Source organism: Devosia sp. YIM 151766 (assembly GCF_030285925.1).
Lineage (GTDB): Bacteria > Pseudomonadota > Alphaproteobacteria > Rhizobiales > Devosiaceae > Devosia.
Map to the genome: position 1 here is coordinate 1,551,008 of NZ_CP127251.1, position 25,051 is coordinate 1,576,058.

The window sequence follows — 25,051 nt, forward strand, 5'->3', positions numbered from 1 at the left end:
CTAGCGGAACGTTAGCCTTTGCCTTGGCACTTGACTGATATAAAGATATCTTTATGTGATGCGAAGCGCCTGATTGCGCCGGCCAGTTATGAAAGTGAGGATGGCGATGAGCCCCTCCCCCGCCCCGATTTCGGAAATCCCCGTTCAGCCCGACTGGAAGGAGGTGCGCGCCGCCCTGGCGAAAGCCATGCGGGACCGCATCCTGATCCTGGACGGCGCCATGGGCACCATGATCCAGCGGCTCGGCCTGGACGAGGATAATTTCCGCGGCGAACGGTTCAAGGACTGGAGCCATCCGCTCAAGGGCAATAACGACCTGCTGGTCATCACCGAACCGCAGATGATCGAGGATATCCACTACGCCTACTACATGGCGGGCGCCGATATCGTCGAAACCAACACCTTTTCGGCCACCTCGGTGGCTCAGGCGGACTATGGCTGCGAAAGCGCCGTCTACGACATCAATTACCAGGGTGTCCTCGTCGCCCGCCGCGCCGCCCGGCGTGCCGAGGAGGCGGATGGCCGCCGCCGCTTCGTTGCCGGCGCCATCGGCCCTACCACCAAGACCTCGTCCATGTCCACGGACGTCAACAATCCCGGCCATCGCTCGATCACCTTCGACCAATTGGTGACCGCCTATGGCGAGGCCATTCGCGGGCTGGTCGATGCCGGCGCCGACCTGCTGCTATTCGAAACCGTCACCGATACGCTGAACCTCAAGGCCGGTATTTTCGCGGCGCAGCGGCTGTTCGAGAGCCGCGGCATCGACGTGCCGGTGATGATTTCGGGCACCATTACCGACCTGTCGGGCCGCACCCTGTCCGGGCAGACCCCGACGGCGTTCTGGTATTCCATACGCCACGCCAAGCCGCTGACCATCGGGCTGAACTGCGCTCTGGGCGCCGACCTGATGCGCGACCATATCGCCGAATTGTCCGGGGTGGCCGACACTTTCGTCTGCGCCTATCCCAATGCCGGCCTGCCCAATGAAATGGGCGGCTATGACGAAACGCCCGAGCAGATGACCAGCCAGTTGCGCGCCTTTGCCAGCGACGGGCTGCTCAATATCGTCGGCGGCTGCTGCGGCTCGACGCCGGACCATATCCGCGCCATTGCCGAAATGGCGGCGCAATATCGGCCGCGCCAAGTGCCCCATGCCGAAAGGCTGCTGCGGCTGGCCGGGCTGGAGCCGTTCACGCTGACCAGCGAAATTCCCTTCGTCAATATCGGCGAGCGCACCAATGTCACCGGCTCGGCCCGCTTCAAGAAACTGATCACCGCCGGCGATTACACCGCCGCGCTCGACGTGGCGCGGGACCAGGTGGCCAATGGCGCCCAGGTCATCGACATCAACATGGACGAGGGCCTGATCGACTCCAAGCAGGTAATGGTGGACTACCTCAACCTGGTGGCGGCCGAACCCGACATCGCCAAGGTGCCGCTGATGATCGACAGCTCCAAATGGGAGGTGATCGAGGCCGGGCTAAAATGCGTGCAGGGCAAGGCGCTGGTCAATTCCATCTCGCTCAAGGAAGGCGAGGCGCAATTCATCGAGCAGGCCAAGCTGGTCAAGGCCTATGGCGCCGCCGTGGTGGTGATGGCCTTCGACGAGACCGGCCAGGCCGACACCAAGCAGCGCAAGGTGGAAATCTGCGCGCGGGCCTACAAGATCCTGACCGAAGTGGTCGGCCTGCCGCCCGAGGATATCATTTTCGATCCCAATGTGTTTGCCATCGCCACCGGCATCGACGAGCACAATAATTACGGCGTCGATTTCATCGAGGCCACCAAGGAGATCACCGAGACCTTGCCGCATGTGCATATTTCGGGCGGCATCTCCAACCTCTCCTTCTCGTTCCGGGGCAACGAGCCGGTGCGCGAGGCCATGCATGCCGTGTTCCTCTATTATGCCATCCAGAACGGCATGGACATGGGCATCGTCAATGCCGGGCAATTGGCGGTCTATGAAAGCATCGACCCGGAACTGCGCGACGCCTGCGAGGACGTGATCCTCAACCGCCGTACCGATTCGACGGACCGCATGCTGGAGCTGGCCGAACGCTACAAGGGCCAGGGCGGCGGTGGCGGCAAGGTCAAAGACCTGTCCTGGCGCGAATTGCCGGTCGGCGAGCGCATCAGTCATGCGCTGGTCAACGGCATTACCGAATATATCGAGGCCGATACCGAAGAGGCGCGCCAGAGCGCCGAGCGGCCGCTGCACGTGATCGAAGGTCCGCTGATGGCCGGCATGAATATTGTCGGCGACCTGTTCGGCGCGGGCAAGATGTTCCTGCCCCAGGTGGTGAAATCCGCCCGGGTAATGAAGCAGGCCGTGGCCTATCTGATGCCGTTCATGGAAGCAGAAAAGCTCGCCGGCGGCGATACCAGCGGCCGCCAGAGCGCCGGCAAGGTGCTGATGGCGACGGTCAAGGGCGACGTGCACGATATCGGCAAGAATATCGTGGGCGTCGTGCTCGCCTGCAACAATTACGAAATCGTCGATCTGGGCGTCATGGTGCCGAGCCAGAAGATTCTGGAGACAGCCAGGGCCGAGAATGTCGACATTATCGGCCTGTCCGGGCTGATTACCCCCTCGCTGGACGAGATGGCGCATGTCGCCGCGGAAATGGAGCGCGAAGGTTTCGACATTCCGCTGCTGATCGGCGGCGCCACGACCAGCCGCGTCCACACGGCGGTGAAAATCCATCCGCGCTATGAGCGCGGCCAGGCCGTGCACGTCAACGATGCCAGCCGCGCTGTCGGCGTGGTGTCGAACCTGCTCTCGGACGACACCAAGGTGACTTTCATCGAGCAGGTGCGGGCCGAATATGCCAAGGCCACCGCCGCGCATGAGCGGGCCGAGCGGGAGAAAAAGCGCCTGCCGCTGGAGGCTGCGCGCCAGAATGCCTTCCGGCCGGACTGGGCCAGCTATACGCCGCCGGTCCCGAGCTTTCTGGGCACCCGCACCTTCACCGATTTCGATCTTGGCGAACTGGCCCCCTATATCGACTGGACGCCATTCTTCCAGACCTGGGAGCTCCGGGGCCGTTACCCCGCCATTCTCGAGGACGAGAAGCAGGGCGAGGCGGCGCGGGCGCTTTGGGCCGATGCCCAGAAAATGCTGGAGCAGGTCATTGCCGAAAAATGGTTCGTGCCCAAGGCGGTGATCGGCTTCTGGCCGGCCAATGCGGTGGGCGACGATGTGCGCCTGTTCACCGGCGAGGACCGGAGCGAGGAACTGGCGACGCTCTACACCCTGCGCCAGCAGCTTTCGCGGCGCGAAGGCAAGCCGAACATGGCCTTGAGCGATTTCGTCGCCCCTCTCGACAGCGGCAAGCCCGATTATCTCGGCGGCTTCGTGGTGACGGCGGGCATCGAGGAAGTGGCCATTGCCGAGCGGTTCGAGCGGGCCAATGACGATTATTCGTCCATTCTGGTCAAGGCGCTGGCCGACCGCTATGCGGAAACGCTGGCCGAATTCATGCATTTGCGGGTCCGCCGGGAATTCTGGGGCTATGCCCCCGACGAGGACCTGACGCCCGAAGACGTCATCCTGGAAAAATATCGCGGCATCCGCCCGGCGCCGGGCTATCCGGCGCAGCCGGACCATACCGAGAAAACCACGCTGTTCCGGCTGCTGGACGCCGAAAACTCCGTGGGCGTCGCCCTGACGGAAAGCTATGCCATGTGGCCCGGATCATCGGTGTCCGGCCTCTATTTAAGCCATCCCGATTCCTATTATTTCGGCGTGGCCAAGGTGGAGCGCGACCAGGTGCTGGATTATGCGCAGCGCAAGAACATGGCGGTGGAGGACGTCGAGCGCTGGCTGGGCCCGATCCTGAATTACATTCCGGGCAAGGTGGCGGCGGCGTGAGCGCCGCGCTTGCCGAAATCCCCCTCATCCGCTCTTCGGGCGCCTTCGCCCATAAGGGGAGAAGGCCGGGCCGGCGTCGCAGCGCGACACGGTGAGGGCATGACCCGTCTCGATCCCATTCCCGTCACCCTCATCACCGCGAAAGGCCATCTCACGCCTGTGGACGGCGACACCGCGCTGATCCGGCTGCCGGCCAATTCCGGCCATGGCCATGCCGATGGCGAGGTCTGCATGGCCTGCGCGGCGCAGACCGATATACGGGCGCTGCTCCATAATCTGCTGGAAGAGCAAAAGCGCGGCATGCGGCCGGCATTCAGGCGGGTCGTGGTGGATGCCAGCGCCGTGACGGATCAGGACAGGGTGGTGGCGGCGCTGACCGGAAAACTCCCGGCACAGGCGCTGCGGGATCACAGCGTGGCTCGGAGGTTCTATCTGGCGGGATAATCTCCCTTACCTCTCCCCCAAGGGAGAGGAAAGAAGGGGCTATTCCAAAAACCGCACCAATGGCGTATCGGCGCGCAGATAGAGCGGATGCCTGGGGGAGCCGTCGGCATTGGTGCCGAAGCACCAGAGGTCATGTCCATCGGCGCGCAGGGCATTGACGATTTCGCGCCCCGCCGGCGCCAGCGCCTTGTTGAGCCGGCCATGGCACAACACCACCTTGGCCGCGCCCGCCGCCGCGTCGCGGATGGCCGGGATATTGGCTGGCGACACCGCCACGATGCCGGGCTGCACCAGCATTTTGGGCATGGTGGCGCGGTAATCGCCGACATTGCATTTGACCATGCCGGAAAAGCCCTCGCGCCGGGCAAAGGTCCATTCGCGGGCGCAGGTGGGATCATCGACATTGGCGTCGGCGGTGGAGGGGTTCATGCCGATGAAGAGGATGTAGCGTTCGGGGAAGGCATCGCCCAGCCAGCGGCGCATGACCTGGCGATAGCGGCCATCCTCGCTCATCACCACATCGCCGTGAACGCCCTCGGCCAGGCGCAGGCGCACCTTGCCGCCGGGATCGTGAAACGCCGAATTCATGCCGTGAGATCGTCCGGCGGGGCCAGGCCATTGATCAGGCTGGCGGTGGTGATCGTATTGGCCAGCAGGCAGGCAATGGTCATCGGCCCGACCCCGCCCGGCACCGGGGTGATGGCAGCGGCGATTGCGGCGGCGGCGGCCGTGTCCACATCGCCGACCAGCCGGGTCTTGCCTTCGCCCCTTTCGGGGGCCGGCACGCGATTGATGCCCACATCGATGACCACGGCGCCCGGCTTGATCCAGTCGCCCTTGATCATTTGCGGGCGGCCGACGGCGGCGACGACGATATCGGCCTGGCGCACGACAGCGGCGAGGTCGCGGGTACGGGAATGGGCGACGGTGACGGTGCAATTATCGCGCAGCAGCAATTGCATCATCGGCTTGCCGACGAGATTGGAGCGGCCGACGATCACCGCGCTCTTGCCTTCCAAGCTCCCCAATTGGTCGCGCAGCAGCATCAGGCAACCCAGCGGCGTGCACGAAACCGGGCCCGGCAGGCCGATCTGCACCTTGCCGACATTGGCGGGGGTGAAGCAATCCACGTCCTTGGCCGGATCGATGGCTTCGATGACCTTGTTGGGGTCGATATGGCGGGGAAGCGGCAATTGCACGAGAATGCCATGCACTTGCAGGTCGGCATTGAGCTGCCGGATCAGCGCTAGCAGCTCGGCCTCCTGGATATCGGCCGGCAATTCGTGCTTGTACGAATTCATGCCGACTTCGGCGGTTTGCTTCGCCTTGTTCGAGACATAGACCTGGCTGGCCGGGTCCTCGCCGACAATGATCACGGCGAGGCCGGGGGTGATGCCGTGCTCGCGCTGCAACCGCTCGACATGGCCGGCGATGCGACCGCGCAGACTTTCGGCAAATAGCTTTCCGTCGATGATTTTTGCGGTCATATCGGCCTCGTTCTGCTTGAATGGAGGCGCGGGAGAGCCTTCCCGCGTTTCGGCTTCGACATAAGGGATGCGCGATGATCCGTCCATGGTTATGGCTGCCGCTGGCAGCGCTTTCACTGAGCCCGGCCCTGGCGCAGGAGAGCTCGCTGCAAAAACAGGCGCAAAAACTCCATGCGCTGGCCGGCGGGGAATATTGCGCGCCGGTCGAAGGCGGATATGTGCCGGACGACGCCTATTCCGAATGGACCTTCAGCTACCAGCCGGACTGGGGCGACGATGCGCCGGAGGTAGAGGTGACGCTGATCCGCATCTTCTGCGGCGCCGGCGCATATAATCTGCAACACGCCTATTACATCCAGCGGCAATATGAGGGGCTGACGCCCCTGCCCTTCGCCGCGCCGAGCGTCGAGGCGCATTATGCGGAGGGCGACGATATCGACAGCGGCCTGGAAAGCCTCGCCGTCACCGGGATGAAAGCCGACCTGATCCTGGTCAATTCCGAGTTCGATCCCGAAACGCGCACCATCACCGCCCATGCGCTGTGGCGCGGCATCGGTGATGCCAGCTCGACCGGCATCTGGCAATTCAAGGACGGCGATTTCGTGCTGGTGCGTTACGAGGTGGATGCCAGCTATGACGGCGAGGTCAATCCCGAACTTGTCTATGAGGCGCCATAGGAGGCGATCTTGGCGGAACAGAAGACCCGGCCCCATAGCGGCGATGTGGGCGAATTCCTTGCCGGCCTCGACGCGGCCAAGCGGGCCGACAGCGACACGCTGATCGGCCTGATGCAGGACATTTCCGGCGAACAGCCGGTGCTCTGGGGCACGATGATCGGCTTTGGGCACTATCATTACCAATATGAATCGGGCCATGCGGGCGAGGCCTTCCGCATCGGCTTCGCGCCGCGCAAGGGCGAATTCAGCCTTTATGTGCTGACCGCCTATGCCGGCGCCGAACAGGCGCGCGAAACTGAACTGCTCGCTCGGCTGGGCAAGCACCGGCGGGGAAAATCCTGCCTCTATGTGCGCAAGCTGGCCGATATCGATCCGGCGGTCTTGCGGGCGCTGGTGGACGAAGCCTGGCGCTTCATGGAACGGCGCTATCCGGCAAAGTGAAGGCCGCCACGGCATTACTGCCGGGCGGCCTCTATGGGAGCGATCCACCGCGCTGTTGAGGGCTTGGGGGACAAGCGGCGAACCGCCTCCCGCTCACCGGATGCATGGGTCGCTTGCCTTGCCGATGAACTGACCCGAAGATGGCGGTCAATTGCGGCAATAAAAGAGCGGGTCACCGAGTTGTGAAAGCCACCGGGCCGGTCACAGCCCGCGTTGAGAAGGCGACATGCGGCCTCTATAATAGGGGCGTAGAGCAGAGACGATTCCAGCCATAGCGGCCCGACCCGCGGGACCGCGCCAGGGGACACGATGACCACCCTCACACCGCCGCGCCTCGACAAGCAATCCTTCACCGATCCGGCTGCGGCCTGGGCCCATATCGCCGATATCTATCACCGCAATTGCGGCTTCATCCGCCAGCATCTCGAAGGGCTGACCGCCGGCCGGGTGCCCGAGGGAAGGGTGCGGGCCTTCTATCCGCAGGTGGAAGTGCGCTCGACCAGCTATTCCAAGCATGAGAGCACCCTGCCCTATGGCTATCTGCATACGCCGGGGCTCTATCGCACCACGGTGACCGCCCCGGACCTGTTCAAGGGCTATTTGCAGGAACAGTTCGCGGTCATCCTCAAGAACCATGGCGGCACCATCGATGTCGGCGAGTCGGAAACCCCGATCCCGCTGCATTTCGCACTGGGCCCACGCGAGAATCTGGATGGGGAGACCATCAACGCGCTGGATATTCCGCTGCGCGACCTGTTCGACGTGCCGGACCTGGCCAATACCGACGACGAGATCGCCAATGGCACCTATGTGCCGCCGCGCGGCGGGCCCTATCCGCTATCCGCTTTCACGGGGCCGCGCGTCGATTATTCGCTGTTCCGGCTGGCCCATTACACCGGCACCGATGCCGAGCATTTCCAGAACTTCGTCATCTTCACCAATTACCAATTCTATATCGACGAATTCTGCCGCATCGCCAAAGGCTGGATGAGCGAGAAGCATCCGCATTACCAGCGCTTCATCGAGCCAGGCAATGTGGCGACCGACAATATGCTGATCGGCGGCGGCGTCACCGGCACCCCGCCGCCCCGGACGCCGCAAATGCCCGCCTATCACCTGGTCGGCGAGCGGGGCCGGGGCATCACCATGGTCAATATCGGCGTCGGTCCTTCCAACGCCAAGACCATCACCGACCATATCGCGGTGCTGCGGCCGCATGCCTGGATCATGCTCGGCCATTGCGCCGGCCTTCGAAACAGCCAGGAACTGGGCGATTACGTGCTGGCCCATGCCTATGTGCGCGAGGATCACGTGCTCGACGCCGACCTGCCGCTCTCGGTGCCCATTCCGGCTCTCGCCGAAGTGCAGGTGGCGCTGGAACAGGCGGTCGAGGAAATCACCCAGACCGCCGGGGTCGAAACCAAGAAGATCATGCGCACCGGCACGGTGGCGACCTTCGACAACCGCAATTGGGAATTGTGGGACCAAGCGGAAATCGTCCGGCAATTGAGCCAGTCGCGCGCCGTGGCGCTGGACATGGAAAGCGCCACCATCGCCGCCAACGGCTTCCGCTTCCGCGTGCCCTATGGCACCCTGCTCTGCGTGTCCGACAAGCCGCTGCATGGCGAGTTGAAGCTGCCGGGCATGGCCTCGGACTTCTATCGCACTCAGGTGAACCGGCATTTGCAGGTGGGATTGCGGGCAATGGAAATCCTGCGCGACGAGCCGGCGGAACGCCTGCATTCGCGCAAATTGCGCAGCTTCGCGGAGACGGCGTTTCAGTAGGCGGAGGCGATGGCGGTCGTTTCGCCGATTGGACGGGCCCTCCTCTCAAGAGGGAGAGAGCTAAGGGCCTTGATGCTGGAAAACTCCGGCGCCTCCTAGACCTCATGGTGAACTTGTCGAACCACGAGGTCGGATGACACCGGGGCCGCGACCTCGTCCTTCGACACGCTCAGGATGAGGTCTGTGGGGCAAGGATGCGGTCCCGAAAGTGGGCGGCAGCCTTGTTGTGCTCGCGTCGTCGTGGCCCCGATAAAGCAGTGGAGGCCGGAGCCGGCCTCCACTTTTTCGCTCAATCGCGGTCGAGCAGCGTCCGCCAGATGATGGCGCCCAAAGCGGCGCCGGCCAGCGGGGCGAGGATGAACAGCCAGACCTGACCCAGGGCGCCATTATCCGCGAAGATGGCGGCGGCGATGGAGCGGGCCGGATTGACCGAAGTATTGCTGACCGGGATCGAGATCAGGTGGATCAGCGTCAGGCCGAGGCCGATGGCGATCGGCGCGAAGCCGGTCGGCGCATTGCCATGGGTCGACCCCAGAATGATCAGCAGGAAAAAGGCGGTGAGCACCACTTCGGCCACCAGCACCGAAACCAGCCCATAGCCCTGCGGCGAGAGCGCGTCATAGCCGTTGGAGGCGAAGCCGCCGGCGGTGAAGTCGGCAACGCCCGAGGCGATGACGAAGAGCACGGCGGCCCCCAGAATGCCCCCGACGACCTGCGCTGCCCAATAGGGCAACAGATCCTTGTACGCAAACCGCCCGGCAATCGCCATGCCGAGCGAAACGGCCGGATTGAAATGGCCGCCCGAAATATGCCCCACGGCATAGGCCATGGTGAGCACGGTGAGGCCGAAGGCCAAGGCGACGCCGGCATAGCCGATACCCAGTTCAGGAATGCCGGCGGCAAGAACGGCTGCCCCGCAGCCGCCGAATACCAACCAGAACGTGCCGAATGCTTCGGCCGACAGGCGTTTGATCATGTCAAAAATTCCCCAAGCGAATGATTCTCGCGCGAATATTGTAGCGAGCGGAAAATTTTCGCCTAGCGGAGATGTATTGGAGCGAGAATTACGCGCCGGGCGGCGCAGTAATAGTCAGGCAGGACGCGGCTGGGGCACCTGCTCCAGCCGCAGCGTTTTTCGGCGGGCCATGCCGATCAGGCCCCGCCTGGACGGTCTCGGGCTCAGCGGCCCTTGACCACCGAATAGCCGGCATATTTGGCCGAGGAACCCAGCTGTTCCTCGATGCGGATCAGCTGGTTGTACTTGGCCATGCGATCCGAACGACTTAGCGAGCCGGTCTTGATCTGACCGCAATTGAGCGCGACGGCGAGGTCGGCAATGGTGGAATCCTCGGTTTCGCCGGACCGGTGCGACATCACCGAAGTATAGCCGGCCCGGTGGGCGCTATCGACGGCGTCGAGCGTTTCGGAGAGCGAGCCGATCTGGTTGACCTTGACCAGGATCGAGTTGGCGACGCCCATCTTGATGCCGGATACCAGGCGCTTGGTATTGGTGACGAAAAGATCGTCGCCGACCAGTTGCACCTTGTCGCCGATGGCCTCGGTCAGCGCCTTCCAGCCATCCCAATCGTCCTCGGCCATGCCGTCTTCGATGGAGATGATCGGATAGCGGGAGACCAGGTCCGCGAGGAAGCGCACATTTTCGTCGGAGGACAGCGACTTGCCCTCGCCCACCATCTCGTATTTGCCGTTCTTGTAATATTCGGTGGCGGCGCAATCGAGGCCGAGGAACACGTCCTCGCCCGGCTTGTAACCGGCCTTCTCGATGGAGCTCATGATGAAGCCCAGCGCGTCGTCCGCCGATTTCAGGTCCGGCGCGAAGCCGCCTTCGTCGCCCACATTGGTATTGTGGCCTTCAGCGGACAGCCCCTTCTTGAGGGTGTGGAAGATTTCCGAACCGATGCGGACGGCGTCGGCGAGCGACTTGGCGCCGGCGGGCATGATCATGAATTCCTGCATGTCGATCGGGTTGTCCGCATGCTCGCCGCCATTGATGATGTTCATCATCGGCACCGGCAGCACATGGGCATTGGGGCCGCCGACATAGCGGTAAAGCGGCAATTCGCTCGATTCGGCGGCGGCCTTGGCCACGGCCAGCGACACGCCGAGAATGGCATTGGCGCCCAGCTTGCCCTTGTTGGCGGTGCCGTCCAGTTCGATCATCGCCTTGTCGACGCCCAGTTGATCGAGAGCGTCCATGCCCTGGATTTCGTCGGCAATGGCGCCATTGACGTTCTCGACCGCCTCGGTCACGCCCTTGCCGCTATAGAGCTTGCCGCCATCGCGCAGTTCCACAGCTTCATGGGCGCCGGTCGAGGCGCCCGAGGGAACGGCGGCGCGGCCGAAGCTGCCATCGTCCAACACCACATCGACTTCGACGGTGGGATTGCCACGGCTGTCATAGATCTGGCGGCCATGGACGTGGATGATTGAAGACATAATTGCCCTTCCCGGTCATTGTATGGGGTGTAACAGCCTGTCTAGACGCGCCGTGTGGCAGATGAAAGAGGGCAGCGACAAAAAAGCCGCACTCTCCCGGCTGAAACGTTGCCATTCAGGATTAACGGGGCCTAACATGTCGCTGCCAACCGCCCGGCTGGCATATTTCGGAGGACGACAGACGTGACCAGACCCCTCGTGAAACAGGTGGCCCATACCTGCATTTTCGCCCGCGACCTGACCGAAGTCGAGGCCTTCTATCGCGACGTCATCGGCGTGGCCCCCAAATTCGATTTCAAGCGCGGCGAGGACCGGATCGGCTTCTATCTCGATTTCGGCAATCGCACCTTTGTCGAAGTGTTTCTCAAGGGCGAATCGCGCTTCGAGGAAAACAACCAGATCAATCATCTGTGCTTCGAAACCGACGATATCGACGCCTTCATGGCCCATGCCCGCGGCCAGGGCGTCGCGGTGACCGACAAGAAGCTCGGCGTCGACCAGACCTGGCAATGCTGGCTGGCCGATCCCAGCGGAGTGAAGCTGGAAATTTTCCAGTACACCGCCGACAGCATGCAATTCGGCCCGGATGGGGCGGTTTGTCAGGTGGATTGGTAGGACGGGGCATTCCTGCAACGCCCCTTAGACCTCATGGTGAGCTTGTCGAACCATGAGGTCGCGGCCACCGGAGCTATCGACCAGTGGAGCGCGAGGCAACTATTCCTCCCGCTTATGTCCCTCGATATGCTGGTCCGCCCGGGCCTTCTCCAGCGCCTCGTTCTGCTTTTCCGCCTTGCTGCGGCCGAATTTAAGCCGATTGGCTTCGGCGCCGGCCGCTTTCTCGGCGCGCGCCTTCTGCTTGCGGAAATTGCGCAGATTGACGATTTCAGCCACGCGAATACCGCCTCGCCCGGGATGGCTCAATGCTCATCGACGATCCCGCTATAGGGCTGCAGGCGCTTTTCCAGATGCACGCTGGCAAAGGGATCGTGGCCGGATCGGCCGTTGGGCTTCAGCGCCAAGATGCGATAGCCCTGCTTTTCGTAGAAATGCACCGCCCGGACGTGATCGGCGGGGGTTTCGAGATGGATATGGGCGGCGCCTTCCAGCTCCAGCATGATTTCCATGCGCTCCAGCAGCAGCGTTCCGATGCCATGGCCCTGAATTTCGGGCATGACGAAGAGGTAGGGGATATAGTTTCGCCCGCGCTGCCGTGAGCACCAGCCGACGACCATGTCGTCGATCTCGGCCACGATGGCGTATCGCCAGGCCTCGCCGACGGCGCGGACCAGGCGGCGGCGTTCCCTCTCGCGCATGCCGTCGCGTTCGATCAGAATGGGCAGGATGCCGCTTTCCCAGGCGCGATAGGCGATATCGGCAAGACGCGGGGCATCGCTGATCCTGGCTTTGCGTATCGTGATGCCGGGCAATCTCGCCTCCTATTTGGCGCGGCGCCGCGCCGCGATGATGCCCTTTTCGAAATTGATGTTCCAGTCGATCAGGGTCCGCCAGATAAGCTCGGCCTGATCCTCGTCAAGTTCAAGCTCCAAACTCCGCTCCCGCACCTTTGTGATCACGGTTTCGATACGCGCCGGGTCATAGGCCTCATGCGGATCGGTCTTGATCTCGGCCATGCGGGTCACATAGAGGTGTCGTTCCGCGAACAGCGCCAGCAGCGCCTGGTCGACCCGGTCGATCTCGGCGCGCACATCATCCTTGGTCTCACATTCGGCGGGCAGTTTGGCGGTCACGGCAAGGTCCTGGGCTCAAATCTCGTGTTGCTGGTTTGCACCGGGACGGGGCCGATTTCAACCCGCTGGCGGTGCTAATCTGGTCAAGGCGGGCGGCGCGGCCTATCCTCTAACCATGTCTAGTCAGTCTGAGAGTGTCTGAGTCCCCGTCCGATCGGGACGGGGCGGAGTAAACCAGCCGAATGCCGCGCGCGACGCCGGCAAGCGGTCAACTTTGCTCGTTCCCGCCCATGGCGGGACATCAGGCACCAGACCAATCAATCATGAATGTATCAAAGCTGGAACGGCGCGTGCTCAACGCGCTCGCCCTGGGTGGCCGCATCGTGCCGATGCGCGATGACGCCCAGCGCATTATCGAAATCGACTGCTATTCCCGCGAGGGCTGGGTGCTCGGCGACTGCACCCTGGACCTGTTCAAGCGGCTAAGAGCCAAACGGCTCATCGCCTCCACCGGCGGCGGCCCCTATCGCATCACGCGGCAGGGACTCGAGGCCCTGCGCTGCTAGACCAGGCATCAACGCAAAAATGAACCCTCGCGGCTGCCGCGAGGGTTCGGAATGCGCTTGGCATGGGGGACGCGCGGCTAATGCCGGGTGACGTCGCTCAGGGCGGCGGCGATGTGTTCCCATTCGGCGCTGACGCTGGCCGTGGCGCGGCGCTTGCCGGCGCGGCGATACCAGTAATCGGCATTGCCCATATCGGCCTCGATCCAGTGCATCAGCGCATGGACCCAGTCGAAAGCCTGCACGCCTTCCATGGACTGGACAATATTATGCGCCCGCTCCCATTCGGCGCCGACGCGCAATTCGCCCTTTTTCAGCCACCAGAGCGCCTGCAAGGGCTTGCTCATGTCCTTGGGTGGCTCGGACCAGTCGAGCGTTGTAAATATATCCACGGCCATCGGCGAAATTCCTGTCGGCCCCGACGCCGCCAAAGGACGCGTCGCTACCAGTTTCAACTTGTGCATGGGCGGCAAATAGGCCGGATCGGCGGCGCAATCAAGCACCACCCCTGAAACACAATTACCACCAGGGCTTGGGGGCGAAGTCGCCGCCGGCGCTTTTCTCGATGACCCGCGCCGCCGCGAACAGGGTTTCCTCGTCGAACGGCTTGCCGATGAGCTGGAGACCGAGCGGCAGCCCCTTGCCATCCTTGCCGGCCGGAACGGCGATGCCCGGCAGGCCGGCCATGTTCACCGTCACCGTGAAGATGTCGTTGAGATACATCGCCACCGGATCGGCGGCCAGGGCCGCATCGCCGATGCCGAATGCCGCCGAGGGCGTGGCCGGGGTCAGGATGGCGTCGACGCCGCCATGGAAGGCGTCCTCGAAATCCTTCTTGATCAGCGTCCGCACCTTCTGCGCCTTGACGTAATAGGCGTCGTAATAGCCGGCCGACAGCACATAGGTGCCGATCATGACCCGGCGCTTCACTTCGCGCCCGAACCCGGCGGCCCGGGTCAGCTCGTACATGCCGGTAATGTCCTTGCCGCTGACGCGCAGCCCGTATTTCACCCCGTCATAGCGGGCGAGATTGGACGAGGCTTCGGCCGGCGACACCACATAATAGGCCGGCAGGGCATATTTGGTATGCGGCAGCGAAATATCCTTGACCGTGGCGCCCTCGGCCTTGAGCCATTCCAGCCCTTCGCTCCACAATTTTTCGATCTCGCCCGGCATGCCGTCCATGCGGTATTCCCTGGGCACGCCGATCACCAGGCCCTTGACGCCCCGCTCCACGGCAGCGGCAAAATCGGGAACGGGCAGATCGGCGCTGGTGGAATCCTTGGCGTCGAACCCGGCCATCGAGGTCATCAGGATCGCCGCATCCTCGACCGTGCGGGCCAGCGGCCCGGCCTGATCAAGAGATGAAGCATAGGCGATGATGCCCCAGCGCGAACAACGGCCATAGGTCGGCTTCATGCCCACCGTGCCGGTGAAGGCGGCGGGCTGACGGATCGAGCCGCCGGTATCGGTGGCGGTGGCCCCGGCGCAGAGGCCGGCGGCCACGGCCGCCGCCGAACCGCCGGACGAGCCGCCCGGCACCAGATCGGCATCGCTGCCCGCGGCGCGGAACGGATTGAGGGCCGGACCGTAATAAGAGCTTTCATTGGACGAGCCCATGGCGAATTCGTCCATATTGAGCTTGCCCAGCATGACGGCGCCGTCGCGCCACAGATTGGCGGTGACGGTGGATTCGTATTCCGGCTTGAAGCCATCGAGAATGTGGCTGGCGGCCTGCGTGTGCACGCCCTTGGTGCCGAACAGGTCCTTGACGCCCAGCGGAATGCCTTCGAGCGCGCCGCCTTCGCCCTGCGCCAGCTTCCCGTCGCTGGCCCGGGCCATGTCGCGCGCCTGCTCCGGCGTCGTCACGATATAGGCGTTGAGCTTGGGATTGGCCTGCTCGATGGCGCCGATATAGGCATCGGTCAACTCAAGCGCGGTAAAGCTCTTGTCCTGGAGGCCCTTGCGGGCGGCGGCGAGGCTCAGCTTGGTCAGATCAGTCAAGATAATGTCTCTCATTCATCCCGGCGGGCGGCGGTCAGGCTGCCTCTGCCGGAGCCGATAGCGTCAATTCAAATGCAGCCGGCCTTTGCCGCCGGCGATCGACAATGCCATTTACTCGACCACTTTCGGCACCATGAAGAAATTGTCCTCGGTCAGCGGCGCGTTGCTGACGATCTTGTCGGCATAGCCGCCATCGCTCACCACGTCTTCGCGGCGGCGCAGGATCATCGGCGTCACCGAGGTCATGGGCTCGACGCCCTCGACATCGACCTCGGCCAATTGCTCGACGAAACCCAGAATGGCATTGAGCTCATCCTGGTAGCCGGCAACCTCGTCTTCCTCGATGCGAATGCGCGCGAGACGCGCGATGCGCTTGACGGTGGCGGCGTCGACAGACATGGCAAACTCCAGCAGATAATGCGTGTCGGCGCGTTATTAGCAATGCGCCGGGGCAAAAGACAATGAAAATGCCGAGGCGCTGCTCAGACTTCCACCGCAAGACCCGGTTCGAGCGCGATCAGGCCGGCGCCTTCCAGCACGGCGGGCAAGGCGGCGAAGGCTTCATCCAGTTCCGCGTCACTCCCCGCCAGCGCCACAAGCCGGGGCATCGCCGCCTCGACCAGCGCCCGGCCCCGCCGCGCCAGCCCCTGCCCCGCCAGCACGATCACGGCCCGTTCCGCCCAGCGCCCCAGTCCCGGCACGTCGCCGCTCAGCACAAGCAAGGGCATGTCCTCGTCGCCGTCGAGCAGCAGCGCGCCCGCGCCCAAAGACCAGACCCGGACCGGCCGCACATTGTCGCCCGCATCCAGCAATCGCTCGCGCGCCCGCGGCTTCCAGCTCGCGCCATCGGCGGGCTCATGCCGGTCACCCGGACCAATGACCTGATCCGCGCCACTCACTAGTTCCGCCGGCTCGATCCCCCCCGCGACCATCTCGGCATCGATAACCACGACCTGCCCGCCGATGTGAATACGAAACGTGGATGCGCCGAACCAGGTGAGTTTCATGAGGCCGAATGGGTCCTTTGCTGATGCTCAAGCAGATAGCGCGTCGCCAGGGCCACGGTCTTTGGAATCGGCCGATCCTTGCGGTAATCAGCCACCAGCCGGCGGGCAATGCCTAAACGGGCCGCCATCCCATCAAGGCTCAGCCGCAATTGCGCCATGGCCTCGCGGAATTCCGCATTGTCCAATTTCCCGGGCGCAAGCTCCTCGATCCAAACGGCGGAAAGCTCTTGGCCATCCGGCCAGACCAGACAATCTCCGCGATCCCACACCGTGAAGGCGGCGAACGCAGCCGGATCGTTGCGCAGCGCCACGAAAGCACGATGGCTCAAGATAGCCGGCCCCACATCGATGTCCTCCTGCCGTCCATCGACCCATTCAATGCGCAGCACAAAGCCCCCAACCGCCTCGGCACTGCGAATGACCGGCATCGGCGCGCCAACCTCGACGAAGTCGTCATCCTCTATTCTGTCGGTTTCACTCACCTTCGATCTGGCTCCTAAGCCATCGGGCCCGGTCACTCTTCAAAAGAGTGCGTAATATGCACTAATTTGACAAGAGCAATATTATTCTGGTCGTGACGCCGCATCTATGGTTACGAACGAGCACTTCTGGTTCCGTTTGACAAGGCAAGGCCACTCGTGACCGACACCGACAACCCCCTCGCCGCCATTCCGCCTTCCGGCAAGATTCTCGGCCTCGACCTCGGCACCAAGACCATTGGCGTCGCCATTTCGGATGGCATGCGCTATTCGGCGACGCCGCTCGAAACCATCAAGCGCACGAAATTCACCCAGGATGCCGAGCGCATCCTGGCGCTGATCGGCGAAAACCAGGCCGTCGCCATCATTCTCGGCCTGCCGCTCAATATGGATGGCAGCGAGGGGCCGCGGGTGCAATCCACCCGGGCCTTCGCCCGTAACCTCGCGGCGAAAATCGACCTGCCCATCGCCTTCTGGGACGAGCGCCTCTCCACTTCCGCGGTCACCCGCATGATGATCGACGCTGATCTGCGCCGCGACCGCCGGGCCGAGATCGTCGACAAGCTCGCTGCCAGCTACATCCTGCAAGGAGCCCTGGACCGGCTGCGCCGGGGATAAGTGCGACAAATCCGCATAAGGTCTTGCCGATGCCGTCCCCGCTCGGATAGACCGCAGCAAATCGCAAGGGATGCGACATGCCGCAGCAGAGTTCACGCGCCGGGCAAGCCGGCGACTTCCCCCCGTTCCGACAACGCCACCTCATTTCCATTGCCGATCTGCAGCAGCACGAAATCGTCGATCTGCTGGATCGCGCCGAGCGGATGATCGATGTGTCGCGCCAGGAGCGCAAATCCCTCGCCACGCTGTCGGGCAAGACGCAGATCAATCTGTTCTTCGAGCCTTCCACCCGCACCCAGTCGTCCTTCGAGATCGCCGGCAAGCGGCTCGGGGCGCTGGTGGTCAATATGTCGGTGAAGACCTCCTCCGTCTCCAAGGGCGAAACGCTGGTCGACACCGCCGCCACGCTCAACGCCATGCGCCCCGACGTGCTGGTGGTGCGCCATTCGGCGGCCGGCGCGGTCGAGCTGCTGGCGCAAAAGGTCGGCTGTTCCGTCATCAATGCCGGCGACGGCGCCCATGAACACCCCACTCAGGCGCTGCTCGACGCGCTGACCATCCGTAACCACAAGGGTACGCTTGCCGGGCTCACGATCGCCATTTGCGGCGATATCGCCAATTCCCGCGTCGCCCGCTCGAACCTGCTGCTGCTCGGCGCGCTCAATGTGCGCACCCGCGTCATCGCTCCGCGCACCCTGCTCCCCGCCGGCATCGAGAACTTCGCCACCGAGGTCTTCACCGACATGGAGGAGGGCCTCAAGGGCGTCGACGTGGTGATGATGCTGCGCCTCCAGCACGAGCGCGCCAATGGCAAGATGATCCCTTCCGTGCGCGAATATTACCGCTTTTACGGGCTCGACGCCGCCAAGCTCGCCCTGGCCAAACCCGACGCCATCGTCATGCATCCCGGCCCGATGAATCGCGGCGTCGAGATCGATCCCGCCATTGCCGACAGCGAGCGCAGCGTCATCAACGATCAGGTCGAGATGGGCGTGGCGGTGCGCATGGCGGTGCTCGATGCCCTGCTGCCGCCGAGGAACGAAGCATGACCCGGCCCCTGCTCATTGAAAATGCCCGCATCGTCGATCCGGCTTCCAACACCGATCACGGAGGCGCGGTGCTGGTCGAGGACGGCCGCATCATCGACCTGGCCCTGGGCGGGCCGGTCGGCGTGCCCGATGGCGCCGAAGTCATCGACGCCCAAGGCCTGGTGCTGGCGCCCGGCCTTATCGACATGCGCGTCTTTGTCGGCGAGCCGGGCAAGGAATATCGCGAGACCCTGGCCTCGGCCGGCGCGGCGGCGGTGGCCGGCGGCGTCACCTCCTTCGTGATGATGCCCGATACCATGCCGGTAGTGGACGATGGCGCGCTGGTGGATTTCCTCATTCGCCGCGCCGAAGCCCAGTCTCCGGCCCGCATTCTGCCCGCCGCCGCCATCACCAAGGGGCTCGGCGGTCAGGAAATCACCGAATTCGGCCTGCTCAAGGAAGCCGGCGCCGTCTGCCTGACCGATGGCGCTTCCTCCATCCAGTCGAGCGCCCTGCTGCGCAGCGCCATGTCCTATGCCGCCAATTTCGACATGGCTTTCGTTCACCACCTCGCCGATGCGGAACTGGTGGGCGACGGGGTGATGAATGAAGGCTTTTTCGCCACGATCCTCGGCTTGCGCGGCATTCCGCGCGAGGCCGAGACCATTCCCCTGGCGCGCGACCTGCAATTGGCCGCCCTCACCCAGGTCCGCTACCACGCCGCCCAGATTTCCACGGCAGCATCGGTGGCGCTGGTGCAGGCCGCCAAAACCGGTAATTCCAGGGTTACCGCAGGCGTGTCGATCAACAATCTCTGCCTCAACGAAAACGACATCGGCCGCTATCGCACCTATTTCAAGCTCAACCCGCCACTGCGCAGCGAGGACGACCGCCAGGCGATGATCGAGGGCCTGCGCTCCGGCGCCATCGACACCATCCATTCCGACCACGATCCGCAGGACAGCGAGGTCAAGCGCCAGCCCTTCGCCGAGGCCTCCGATGGCGCCATCGGCCTCGAAACCCTGCTCGCCGCCGCCCTGCGCCTGGTCCATTCCGGCGAAGTGGACCTGCTGACCGTGCTCCGGGCCATGACCATCCGGCCGGCGGAAATCCTCGGCCTCGAAGCCGGCCGCATCGCCCGCGGCGCGCCGGCCGATCTCATCGTCTTCGACCTCGATCATCCCTGGCAGGTGCGAGAGCGCGAACTGCGCTCCAAGTCGCGCAATACCAGTTTTGAAAATGCCCGCCTGCAAGGCAAGGTCATGCGCACCATTGTCGGCGGCAAGACAATGTTCGGGCACGAAGAGGTTTAGCGGACGATGGCGCCCCTCCGTCACCTCACCCTCGAACCCCGCCCCGCTTCCGGCTAGGCTGTCGCTTTCGACTCAAGGGCTTTTCATGACCATTCCGTTTTTCGACGGCCATAACGACACCCTGCTGCGCCTGCTGGAAAAGCCGCGCGATACCCGGATCGACGCCTTTGTCGAAGGCACGAGGGAAGGCCATCTCGACCTGCCGCGCGCCAGGAGCGCCGGCATGGTGGGCGGCTTCTTCGCCATGTTCCCGCCACCGGTGAAGAGCGATCTGGCCAGCGTCGCCGCCAGTCCCGGCACTGGCAAAGGCGAATTGCCGCCGCTGCTGGCGCTTACCGATGCGCAGAACTCCACCAACGCTATGGCCGCGCTGCTGCTGCAATTGCAGCGCGCCGGCGCCCTCGATATCTGCCGCTCAGCCGCCGAAATCCGCGCCGCCATCGCGGCGAACCGCTTGGCGGCGATCTTCCACATCGAAGGCGCCGAAGCCCTCGACGAAGATTTCCACGCCTTCGAAGTGCTTTACGCGGCGGGCCTGCGCTCCATCGGCATCACCTGGAGCCGCGCCAATGCCTTCGGCACCGGCGTCCCCTTCCGCCATAATGCCGATCCCGATATCGGTCCGGGCCTCACCGAGGCCGGCAAGGCCCTGGTTCGCCTCTGCGACCAGCGCGGGGTGATGATCGACCTGTCGCATCTCAACGCCGCCGGCTTCCGCGACGTCGCCGCCATATCGAGCAAGCCGCTGGTGGCCACCCATTCCAATGTCCACGCCATCAGCCCCGGCACCCGCAACCTCGTCGACTGGCAATTGGCCGCCATCCGCGAAAGCGGCGGCGTCGTCGGCCTCAACTTCGCCACCGGCTTCCTGCGCGAAGACGGAAAATTCGACCCCAATACCTCCATCGAACTGATGGTGCGCCATGTCGACGCCCTGGTCGAAGCCCTCGGCGAGGACGGCGTGGCCCTGGGCAGCGACTTCGACGGCGCCATGATCCCCAACGCCATCGCCGACGTCACCGGCGTTCCCAAACTGCTCCAGGCCCTGCTCGACAAGGGCTATGGCGACAAGCTGGTCCGCAAGATCGCGCTGGATAACTGGCTGGACCTGGTGGAACGGGTGATCGGGTAAGGCGCGGCACCGCCGCCGGCCCTTCTCCAATTCGTCCCCTTTCCCCAAATCGTCACCCTCGCGCTTGACGCGAGGGCGTTACCGACATCGCAAGAGCCCTCGCGTCGAGCGCGAGGGTGACGAGCGGTGGGAATAAGGCGCGTCGGTTTTTTCGGCCTATTCCGCCTTGGCCTTCTTCGCCGGAGCCTTCTTCGCCGGAGCCTTTTTCGCGGCCGGTTTCTTGGCGGCGGCCTTTCGCGCCGGTGCTTTCTTCTTGCCGCCGCCGGCTTCGGCCTTTGCGGCGATCAGGGCCACGGCCTGGTCCAGCGTCACCTCTTCGGGCTTGAGGTCCTTGGGCAGGGTGGCGTTGATCTTGCCCTGATTGACATAGGGTCCGTAGCGGCCGGCGCGCACCGTGATCGGGCCGTCATCGTGCTCGAAGGTCTGGATCGCGGCGACAGCCGCCCCGCGCCCGCCGCGTCCGCCGCTGGCGGCCTTTTGCGCGATCAGATCAACGGCGCGGTTGAGCCCGACCGTGAACACTTCTTCAACATCCGGCAGATTGGCATATTTGCCGTCATGCAGCAGGAAGGGCCCATAGCGCCCGAGGCCCGCCGAAATCGGCAGCCCGCTTTCCGGATGCAGCCCCACTTCGCGCGGCAGCGACAGCAATTGCAGCGCCTTGTCCAGCGTCAGGCTGGCCGGTTCCCAGCCTTTGGGCAGCGAGCTTCGCTTGGGCTCCTTGCCCTCGCCGAGCTGCACATAGGGCCCGAAACGGCCCGTCTTGAGGAACACGTCCTCACCCGATTCCGGGTCGGTGCCGAGCACGCCGTCGCCGGCGGCGGCTTCCGAGGACTGGCCGCTGGCCGCATCGGAAAGCTGCATCGTATGCTTGCATTCGGGATAGTTCGAGCAGCCGATAAAGGCGCCGAACTTGCCCAGCTTCAGCGACAGCGTGCCGGTGCCGCAGGTGGGGCAGCGGCGCGGATCGGACCCGTCTTCCCGGGGCGGGAAGATGTGATCCGCGAGCAGGTCGTTGAGCGCGTCGAGCACTTCGGAGACGCGCAAATCCTTGATTTCCTCGGTGGCGGCGGTGAAATCGCGCCAGAAATCGCGCAGCACCTGCTTGTAATCGAGCTGGCCGGCGGAAATCTCGTCGAGCTGCTCTTCCAGCCCCGCCGTGAAGCCATATTCGACATAGCGCGAGAAGAAACTTTCGAGAAAGGCGGTGACGATGCGGCCGCGATCCTCCGGATGCAGCGCCTTGCCCTCGAGCCGGACATAGTCGCGGTCCTTGAGCGTGGTCAACGTCGCCGCATAGGTGGACGGCCGGCCAATGCCCAGCTCTTCCATCTTCTTGATCAGGCTGGCTTCCGTATAGCGCGCCGGCGGCTGGGTGAAATGCTGGGCGATCTCGACCTGTTCGAGATTCGGCTTGTCGCCCACCTGCAGCGGCGGCAATTCGCGGCCGTCCACGTCGTCCTCGTCGCCATCGCCCTTGGCCTCGACGCCATATAGCGTCAGGAAGCCGGGAAAGGTCACCACCGAGCCGGTGGCCCGCAGCGAGACCGCGCGGCCCGGCACATTGACCGCGACATCGACGCTGGTGCGGTCGATGGCGGCGGAAGCCATCTGGCTGGCCAGCGTACGCTTCCAGATCAGCCCATAGAGCTTGGCCTGATCGGCATCGAGATTGAGGCTTTCGGGCCGCTTGAACATGTCGGTGGGGCGGATGGCCTCGTGCGCTTCCTGCGCATTTTTGGCCTTGGACTGGTAGATGCGGGCTTTTTCCGGCAGATATTGCTCGCCGAAATATTTTCCGATCACCGAGCGCGCCATGGCGATGCCCTCCGGCGCCATCTGCACGGCATCGGTTCGCATATAAGTGATCAGCCCGTCCTCATAGAGCCGCTGGGCGATCTGCATGGTCCGGCTGGGCGACAGGCCCAGGCGCGACGAGGCATCCTGTTGCAGCGACGAGGTGGTGAACGGCGCATAGGGGTGGCGCTTGGTCGGCTTCTTTTCGACATTGGCCACATTGAACTGGCCGCTTTCGATCAGCGCCTTGAGCGCGCCGGCATCCTCGCCATTCTTGATGTCGAGCTTGTCGGTCTTCTTGCCGTCGACGGCAAAGAGCCGTGCCAGGAAGCTCTTGCCGCCCTGCTCCAGCTTGGCCTCGACCGACCAATATTCGTCCGCCTTGAATTTCTCGATCTCCGATTCACGGTCGGAAACCAGCCGCAAGGCCACCGATTGCACCCGCCCCGCCGAGCGCGAGCCCGGCAGCTTGCGCCACAGGATCGGCGACAGGGTGAAGCCCACCAGATAATCGAGCGCCCGGCGCGCCAGATAGGCGTCGACCAGCGGCATGTCGATATCGCGCGGCTTGGCCATGGCCGCCAGCACCGCGTCCTTGGTGATGGCGTTGAACACCACCCGCTGCACCGGCACGTCCTTCTTCAGCGCCTTCCTGGCCCGCAGCACGTCCAGGATATGCCAGGAAATCGCCTCGCCTTCGCGATCCGGGTCGGTGGCGAGGATCAGGCCATCGGCGCCCTTGAGCGCGCCGGCAATGTCGGCAATGCGCTTTTTGGAGGCGGTGTCGACTTCCCAGGACATGGCGAAGTCTTCATCGGGACGCACCGATCCGTCCTTGGCCGGCAAATCGCGGACATGGCCGAAGCTGGCGAGAACTTCATAATCCTTGCCCAGATACTTGTTGATTGTCTTGGCCTTGGCCGGACTTTCAACGACGACGACCTTCATTAGGGGATCCGTTCCGCAACTGCATTCGAAGAGCGCGCAACATGGTGAAGGCGATTGCCGGTGTCAACGGGGCGGGTTTTTACGGTGGCAGCCAGAAATTCCTCGCCTATCGTCATTGCCCGGTTTATCCGGGCAATCCATGCTAAGGCGAACCGGCCGCGCCTGAACGGACTATCCGGGGATGACGAATAAAGCGATATGACCGATTTCCAAGCCAGACTGACCCCCGATTTCGATCTTTCGGCCCGCAATAGTCTTGCCCTCAAGGCCCGCTCGCGCTTCGGCCTCGGCATTACCGATGCGGCATGGCTGCCGGAGCTTTTTGCCAGCGCCGCCGACCTGTCCCTGCCGGTACGCATTCTTGGCGGCGGCAGCAATGTCGTGCTCGCGCCGGCCTATGACGGCATCACCGCGATCATGGCGCTCGCCGGCCGCAATATCATCGAGCAAAACGCCGCCGGCATCCTGGTCGAAGCCCAGGCCGGCGAAACCTGGCACGATTTCGTCGCCTGGACCGTCGGGCAGGGCCTGGGCGGCATCGAGAACCTGGCCGGCATTCCCGGCACGGTGGGCGCGGCGCCGGTGCAGAATATCGGGGCCTATGGCGCCGAACTGGCCGATCACTTCGTCTCGCTCCGCGCCTATGACCGCCATACCGGGCAGCGGCGCGACTTCTCCCGCGCCGATTGCGCCTTCGCCTATCGCGACAGCATCTTCAAGCGCCAGCCGGACCGCTATATCGTCCTCTCCATCCGCCTGCTCCTGCCGGCGCACTGGACGCCCAATCTCAATTTCGCCGGCCTTGCCGATCTGGCCGATAGCGGCGCGCTGACGCCCGAACAGGTCATGGCGCGGGTTCTGGCGCTGCGCGGCGCCAAATTGCCCGATTGGCGGGTCAATCCCAATGCCGGCTCCTTCTTCCAGAACCCCATCGTCCCGCCCGCCCAGGCCGCCCCGATCCTCGCCGAATTCCCCAGCGCCCCCAATTTCCCCCAGGCCGATGGCCGCCTGAAACTCTCCGCCGGCTGGCTCATCGAAAAATCCGGCCTCAAGGGTTTTCGCCTGGGCCCGGTCGGCATGTCGGATCGCCACGCCCTGGTCGTGGTCAATCACGGCGGCGCCGAACAGGGCGATGTCGCCGCTTTGTCCGCGCATGTGAAAGCCACGGTGCAGCAGCGGTTCGGCGTGCAATTGCACGAAGAGCCGATTTTCCTCTAAGCCCCCCATCCGGCGCTACGCGACACCTTCTCCCCGAGAGCGAGAAGAATAGGCAGCGCCGCGCCTTATTCCTCCCCCTCGGGGAGAGGGT

At 63.9% G+C, this 25,051-nt stretch carries 25 protein-coding genes; 12 read left to right on the plus strand and 13 right to left on the minus strand.

Features of this window, described 5'->3' with window-relative positions:
* Positions 1-106: 106 nt before the first annotated feature.
* Positions 107-3,874 carry a methionine synthase gene (gene metH, locus O9Z70_RS07565; protein WP_286021854.1) on the plus strand — a complete coding sequence of 1,256 codons (3,768 nt, stop codon included), beginning with the start codon at positions 107-109 and terminating at the stop codon, positions 3,872-3,874.
* Positions 3,875-3,973: 99 nt separating this feature from the next.
* The gene (locus O9Z70_RS07570) at positions 3,974-4,318 is read left to right on the plus strand and encodes a hypothetical protein (protein ID WP_286021855.1); all 345 of its coding nucleotides are present in this window, start codon (positions 3,974-3,976) and stop codon (positions 4,316-4,318) included.
* 39 nt (positions 4,319-4,357) lie between these two features.
* On the opposite strand, the gene O9Z70_RS07575 is transcribed toward O9Z70_RS07570, so the two are convergent.
* Together O9Z70_RS07575 and folD are read right to left on the minus strand one after the other, a co-directional pair.
* On the minus strand, positions 4,358-4,906 hold the full coding sequence (locus O9Z70_RS07575) for a DUF1643 domain-containing protein (protein ID WP_286021856.1): 549 nt from the start codon (positions 4,904-4,906) through the stop codon (positions 4,358-4,360).
* Positions 4,903-5,805, minus strand: a complete 903-nt coding sequence (folD, locus tag O9Z70_RS07580; protein ID WP_286021857.1) for a bifunctional methylenetetrahydrofolate dehydrogenase/methenyltetrahydrofolate cyclohydrolase FolD — start codon at positions 5,803-5,805, stop codon at positions 4,903-4,905. The genes O9Z70_RS07575 and folD overlap by 4 nt, the downstream gene beginning before the upstream one ends.
* A 74-nt stretch (positions 5,806-5,879) precedes the next feature.
* Between folD and O9Z70_RS07585 the strand changes: the two genes are divergently transcribed.
* The 3 genes from O9Z70_RS07585 (at position 5,880) to O9Z70_RS07595 (ending at position 8,708) form a co-directional block, all read left to right on the plus strand.
* Positions 5,880-6,482 carry a DUF1176 domain-containing protein gene (locus O9Z70_RS07585; RefSeq protein WP_286021858.1) on the plus strand — a complete coding sequence of 201 codons (603 nt, stop codon included), beginning with the start codon at positions 5,880-5,882 and terminating at the stop codon, positions 6,480-6,482.
* A 9-nt stretch (positions 6,483-6,491) separates the two neighbouring features.
* A complete protein-coding gene (locus O9Z70_RS07590) occupies positions 6,492-6,923 on the plus strand; it encodes a DUF1801 domain-containing protein (protein WP_286021859.1) in 432 nt (143 codons plus the stop codon).
* Between the two features lie 309 nt (positions 6,924-7,232).
* Entirely contained in the window at positions 7,233-8,708 is a 1,476-nt protein-coding gene (locus O9Z70_RS07595) for an AMP nucleosidase (protein ID WP_286021860.1), read from the plus strand.
* Positions 8,709-8,997: 289 nt separating this feature from the next.
* Here the strand turns inward: O9Z70_RS07595 and aqpZ are convergent, their stop codons facing one another.
* Positions 8,998-9,684 (minus strand): aquaporin Z, encoded by a 687-nt coding sequence (gene aqpZ / locus O9Z70_RS07600; RefSeq protein ID WP_286021861.1) that lies wholly within the window; start codon positions 9,682-9,684, stop codon positions 8,998-9,000.
* A gap of 203 nt (positions 9,685-9,887) precedes the next feature.
* A complete protein-coding gene (eno, locus tag O9Z70_RS07605; RefSeq protein ID WP_286021862.1) occupies positions 9,888-11,165 on the minus strand; it encodes a phosphopyruvate hydratase in 1,278 nt (425 codons plus the stop codon).
* A 183-nt stretch (positions 11,166-11,348) separates the two neighbouring features.
* Between eno and O9Z70_RS07610 the strand changes: the two genes are divergently transcribed.
* A complete protein-coding gene (locus O9Z70_RS07610) occupies positions 11,349-11,780 on the plus strand; it encodes a VOC family protein (protein WP_286021863.1) in 432 nt (143 codons plus the stop codon).
* A gap of 99 nt (positions 11,781-11,879) precedes the next feature.
* On the opposite strand, the gene O9Z70_RS07615 is transcribed toward O9Z70_RS07610, so the two are convergent.
* From O9Z70_RS07615 to O9Z70_RS07625, 3 genes are read right to left on the minus strand one after another with little or no spacing between them, the layout of a single operon-like run.
* Positions 11,880-12,056 (minus strand): DUF4169 family protein, encoded by a 177-nt coding sequence (locus O9Z70_RS07615; RefSeq protein WP_286021864.1) that lies wholly within the window; start codon positions 12,054-12,056, stop codon positions 11,880-11,882.
* Between the two features lie 26 nt (positions 12,057-12,082).
* A complete protein-coding gene (locus O9Z70_RS07620) occupies positions 12,083-12,592 on the minus strand; it encodes a GNAT family N-acetyltransferase (RefSeq protein WP_286021865.1) in 510 nt (169 codons plus the stop codon).
* Between the two features lie 9 nt (positions 12,593-12,601).
* Positions 12,602-12,913, minus strand: a complete 312-nt coding sequence (locus tag O9Z70_RS07625; protein WP_286021866.1) for a chorismate mutase — start codon at positions 12,911-12,913, stop codon at positions 12,602-12,604.
* Between the two features lie 263 nt (positions 12,914-13,176).
* On the opposite strand from O9Z70_RS07625, the gene O9Z70_RS07630 reads away from it, so the two are divergent.
* Positions 13,177-13,419, plus strand: a complete 243-nt coding sequence (locus O9Z70_RS07630) for a YjhX family toxin (RefSeq protein WP_286021867.1) — start codon at positions 13,177-13,179, stop codon at positions 13,417-13,419.
* 77 nt (positions 13,420-13,496) lie between these two features.
* Here the strand turns inward: O9Z70_RS07630 and O9Z70_RS07635 are convergent, their stop codons facing one another.
* From O9Z70_RS07635 to O9Z70_RS07655, 5 genes are all read right to left on the minus strand, one after another.
* Positions 13,497-13,814, minus strand: a complete 318-nt coding sequence (locus O9Z70_RS07635; protein ID WP_286021868.1) for a hypothetical protein — start codon at positions 13,812-13,814, stop codon at positions 13,497-13,499.
* Positions 13,815-13,935: 121 nt separating this feature from the next.
* Complete coding sequence (gene gatA / locus O9Z70_RS07640; protein WP_286021869.1) at positions 13,936-15,420, minus strand: Asp-tRNA(Asn)/Glu-tRNA(Gln) amidotransferase subunit GatA; 1,485 nt, start codon at positions 15,418-15,420, stop codon at positions 13,936-13,938.
* Between the two features lie 111 nt (positions 15,421-15,531).
* Entirely contained in the window at positions 15,532-15,819 is a 288-nt protein-coding gene (gene gatC, locus O9Z70_RS07645; RefSeq protein ID WP_286021870.1) for an Asp-tRNA(Asn)/Glu-tRNA(Gln) amidotransferase subunit GatC, read from the minus strand.
* Positions 15,820-15,902: 83 nt separating this feature from the next.
* Complete coding sequence (locus O9Z70_RS07650) at positions 15,903-16,427, minus strand: hypothetical protein (protein WP_286021871.1); 525 nt, start codon at positions 16,425-16,427, stop codon at positions 15,903-15,905.
* Complete coding sequence (locus O9Z70_RS07655) at positions 16,424-16,945, minus strand: DUF2442 domain-containing protein (protein WP_286021872.1); 522 nt, start codon at positions 16,943-16,945, stop codon at positions 16,424-16,426. The genes O9Z70_RS07650 and O9Z70_RS07655 overlap by 4 nt, the downstream gene beginning before the upstream one ends.
* A 120-nt stretch (positions 16,946-17,065) precedes the next feature.
* On the opposite strand from O9Z70_RS07655, the gene ruvX reads away from it, so the two are divergent.
* From ruvX to O9Z70_RS07675, 4 genes are all read left to right on the plus strand, one after another.
* A complete protein-coding gene (gene ruvX / locus O9Z70_RS07660; RefSeq protein ID WP_286021873.1) occupies positions 17,066-17,524 on the plus strand; it encodes a Holliday junction resolvase RuvX in 459 nt (152 codons plus the stop codon).
* A gap of 77 nt (positions 17,525-17,601) precedes the next feature.
* Entirely contained in the window at positions 17,602-18,573 is a 972-nt protein-coding gene (locus O9Z70_RS07665) for an aspartate carbamoyltransferase catalytic subunit (protein ID WP_286021874.1), read from the plus strand.
* Positions 18,570-19,865 carry a dihydroorotase gene (gene pyrC / locus O9Z70_RS07670; protein WP_286021875.1) on the plus strand — a complete coding sequence of 432 codons (1,296 nt, stop codon included), beginning with the start codon at positions 18,570-18,572 and terminating at the stop codon, positions 19,863-19,865. Before O9Z70_RS07665 ends, pyrC begins: the two co-directional genes overlap by 4 nt.
* 85 nt (positions 19,866-19,950) lie before the next feature.
* Positions 19,951-20,997 carry a dipeptidase gene (locus O9Z70_RS07675; RefSeq protein ID WP_286021876.1) on the plus strand — a complete coding sequence of 349 codons (1,047 nt, stop codon included), beginning with the start codon at positions 19,951-19,953 and terminating at the stop codon, positions 20,995-20,997.
* A 156-nt stretch (positions 20,998-21,153) separates the two neighbouring features.
* On the opposite strand, the gene topA is transcribed toward O9Z70_RS07675, so the two are convergent.
* Positions 21,154-23,742 carry a type I DNA topoisomerase gene (gene topA, locus O9Z70_RS07680; protein WP_286021877.1) on the minus strand — a complete coding sequence of 863 codons (2,589 nt, stop codon included), beginning with the start codon at positions 23,740-23,742 and terminating at the stop codon, positions 21,154-21,156.
* A 198-nt stretch (positions 23,743-23,940) separates the two neighbouring features.
* Here topA and murB point away from each other — a divergent pair, with 198 nt between their 5' ends.
* On the plus strand, positions 23,941-24,960 hold the full coding sequence (gene murB, locus O9Z70_RS07685) for a UDP-N-acetylmuramate dehydrogenase (RefSeq protein WP_286021878.1): 1,020 nt from the start codon (positions 23,941-23,943) through the stop codon (positions 24,958-24,960).
* Positions 24,961-25,051 lie beyond the last annotated feature (91 nt).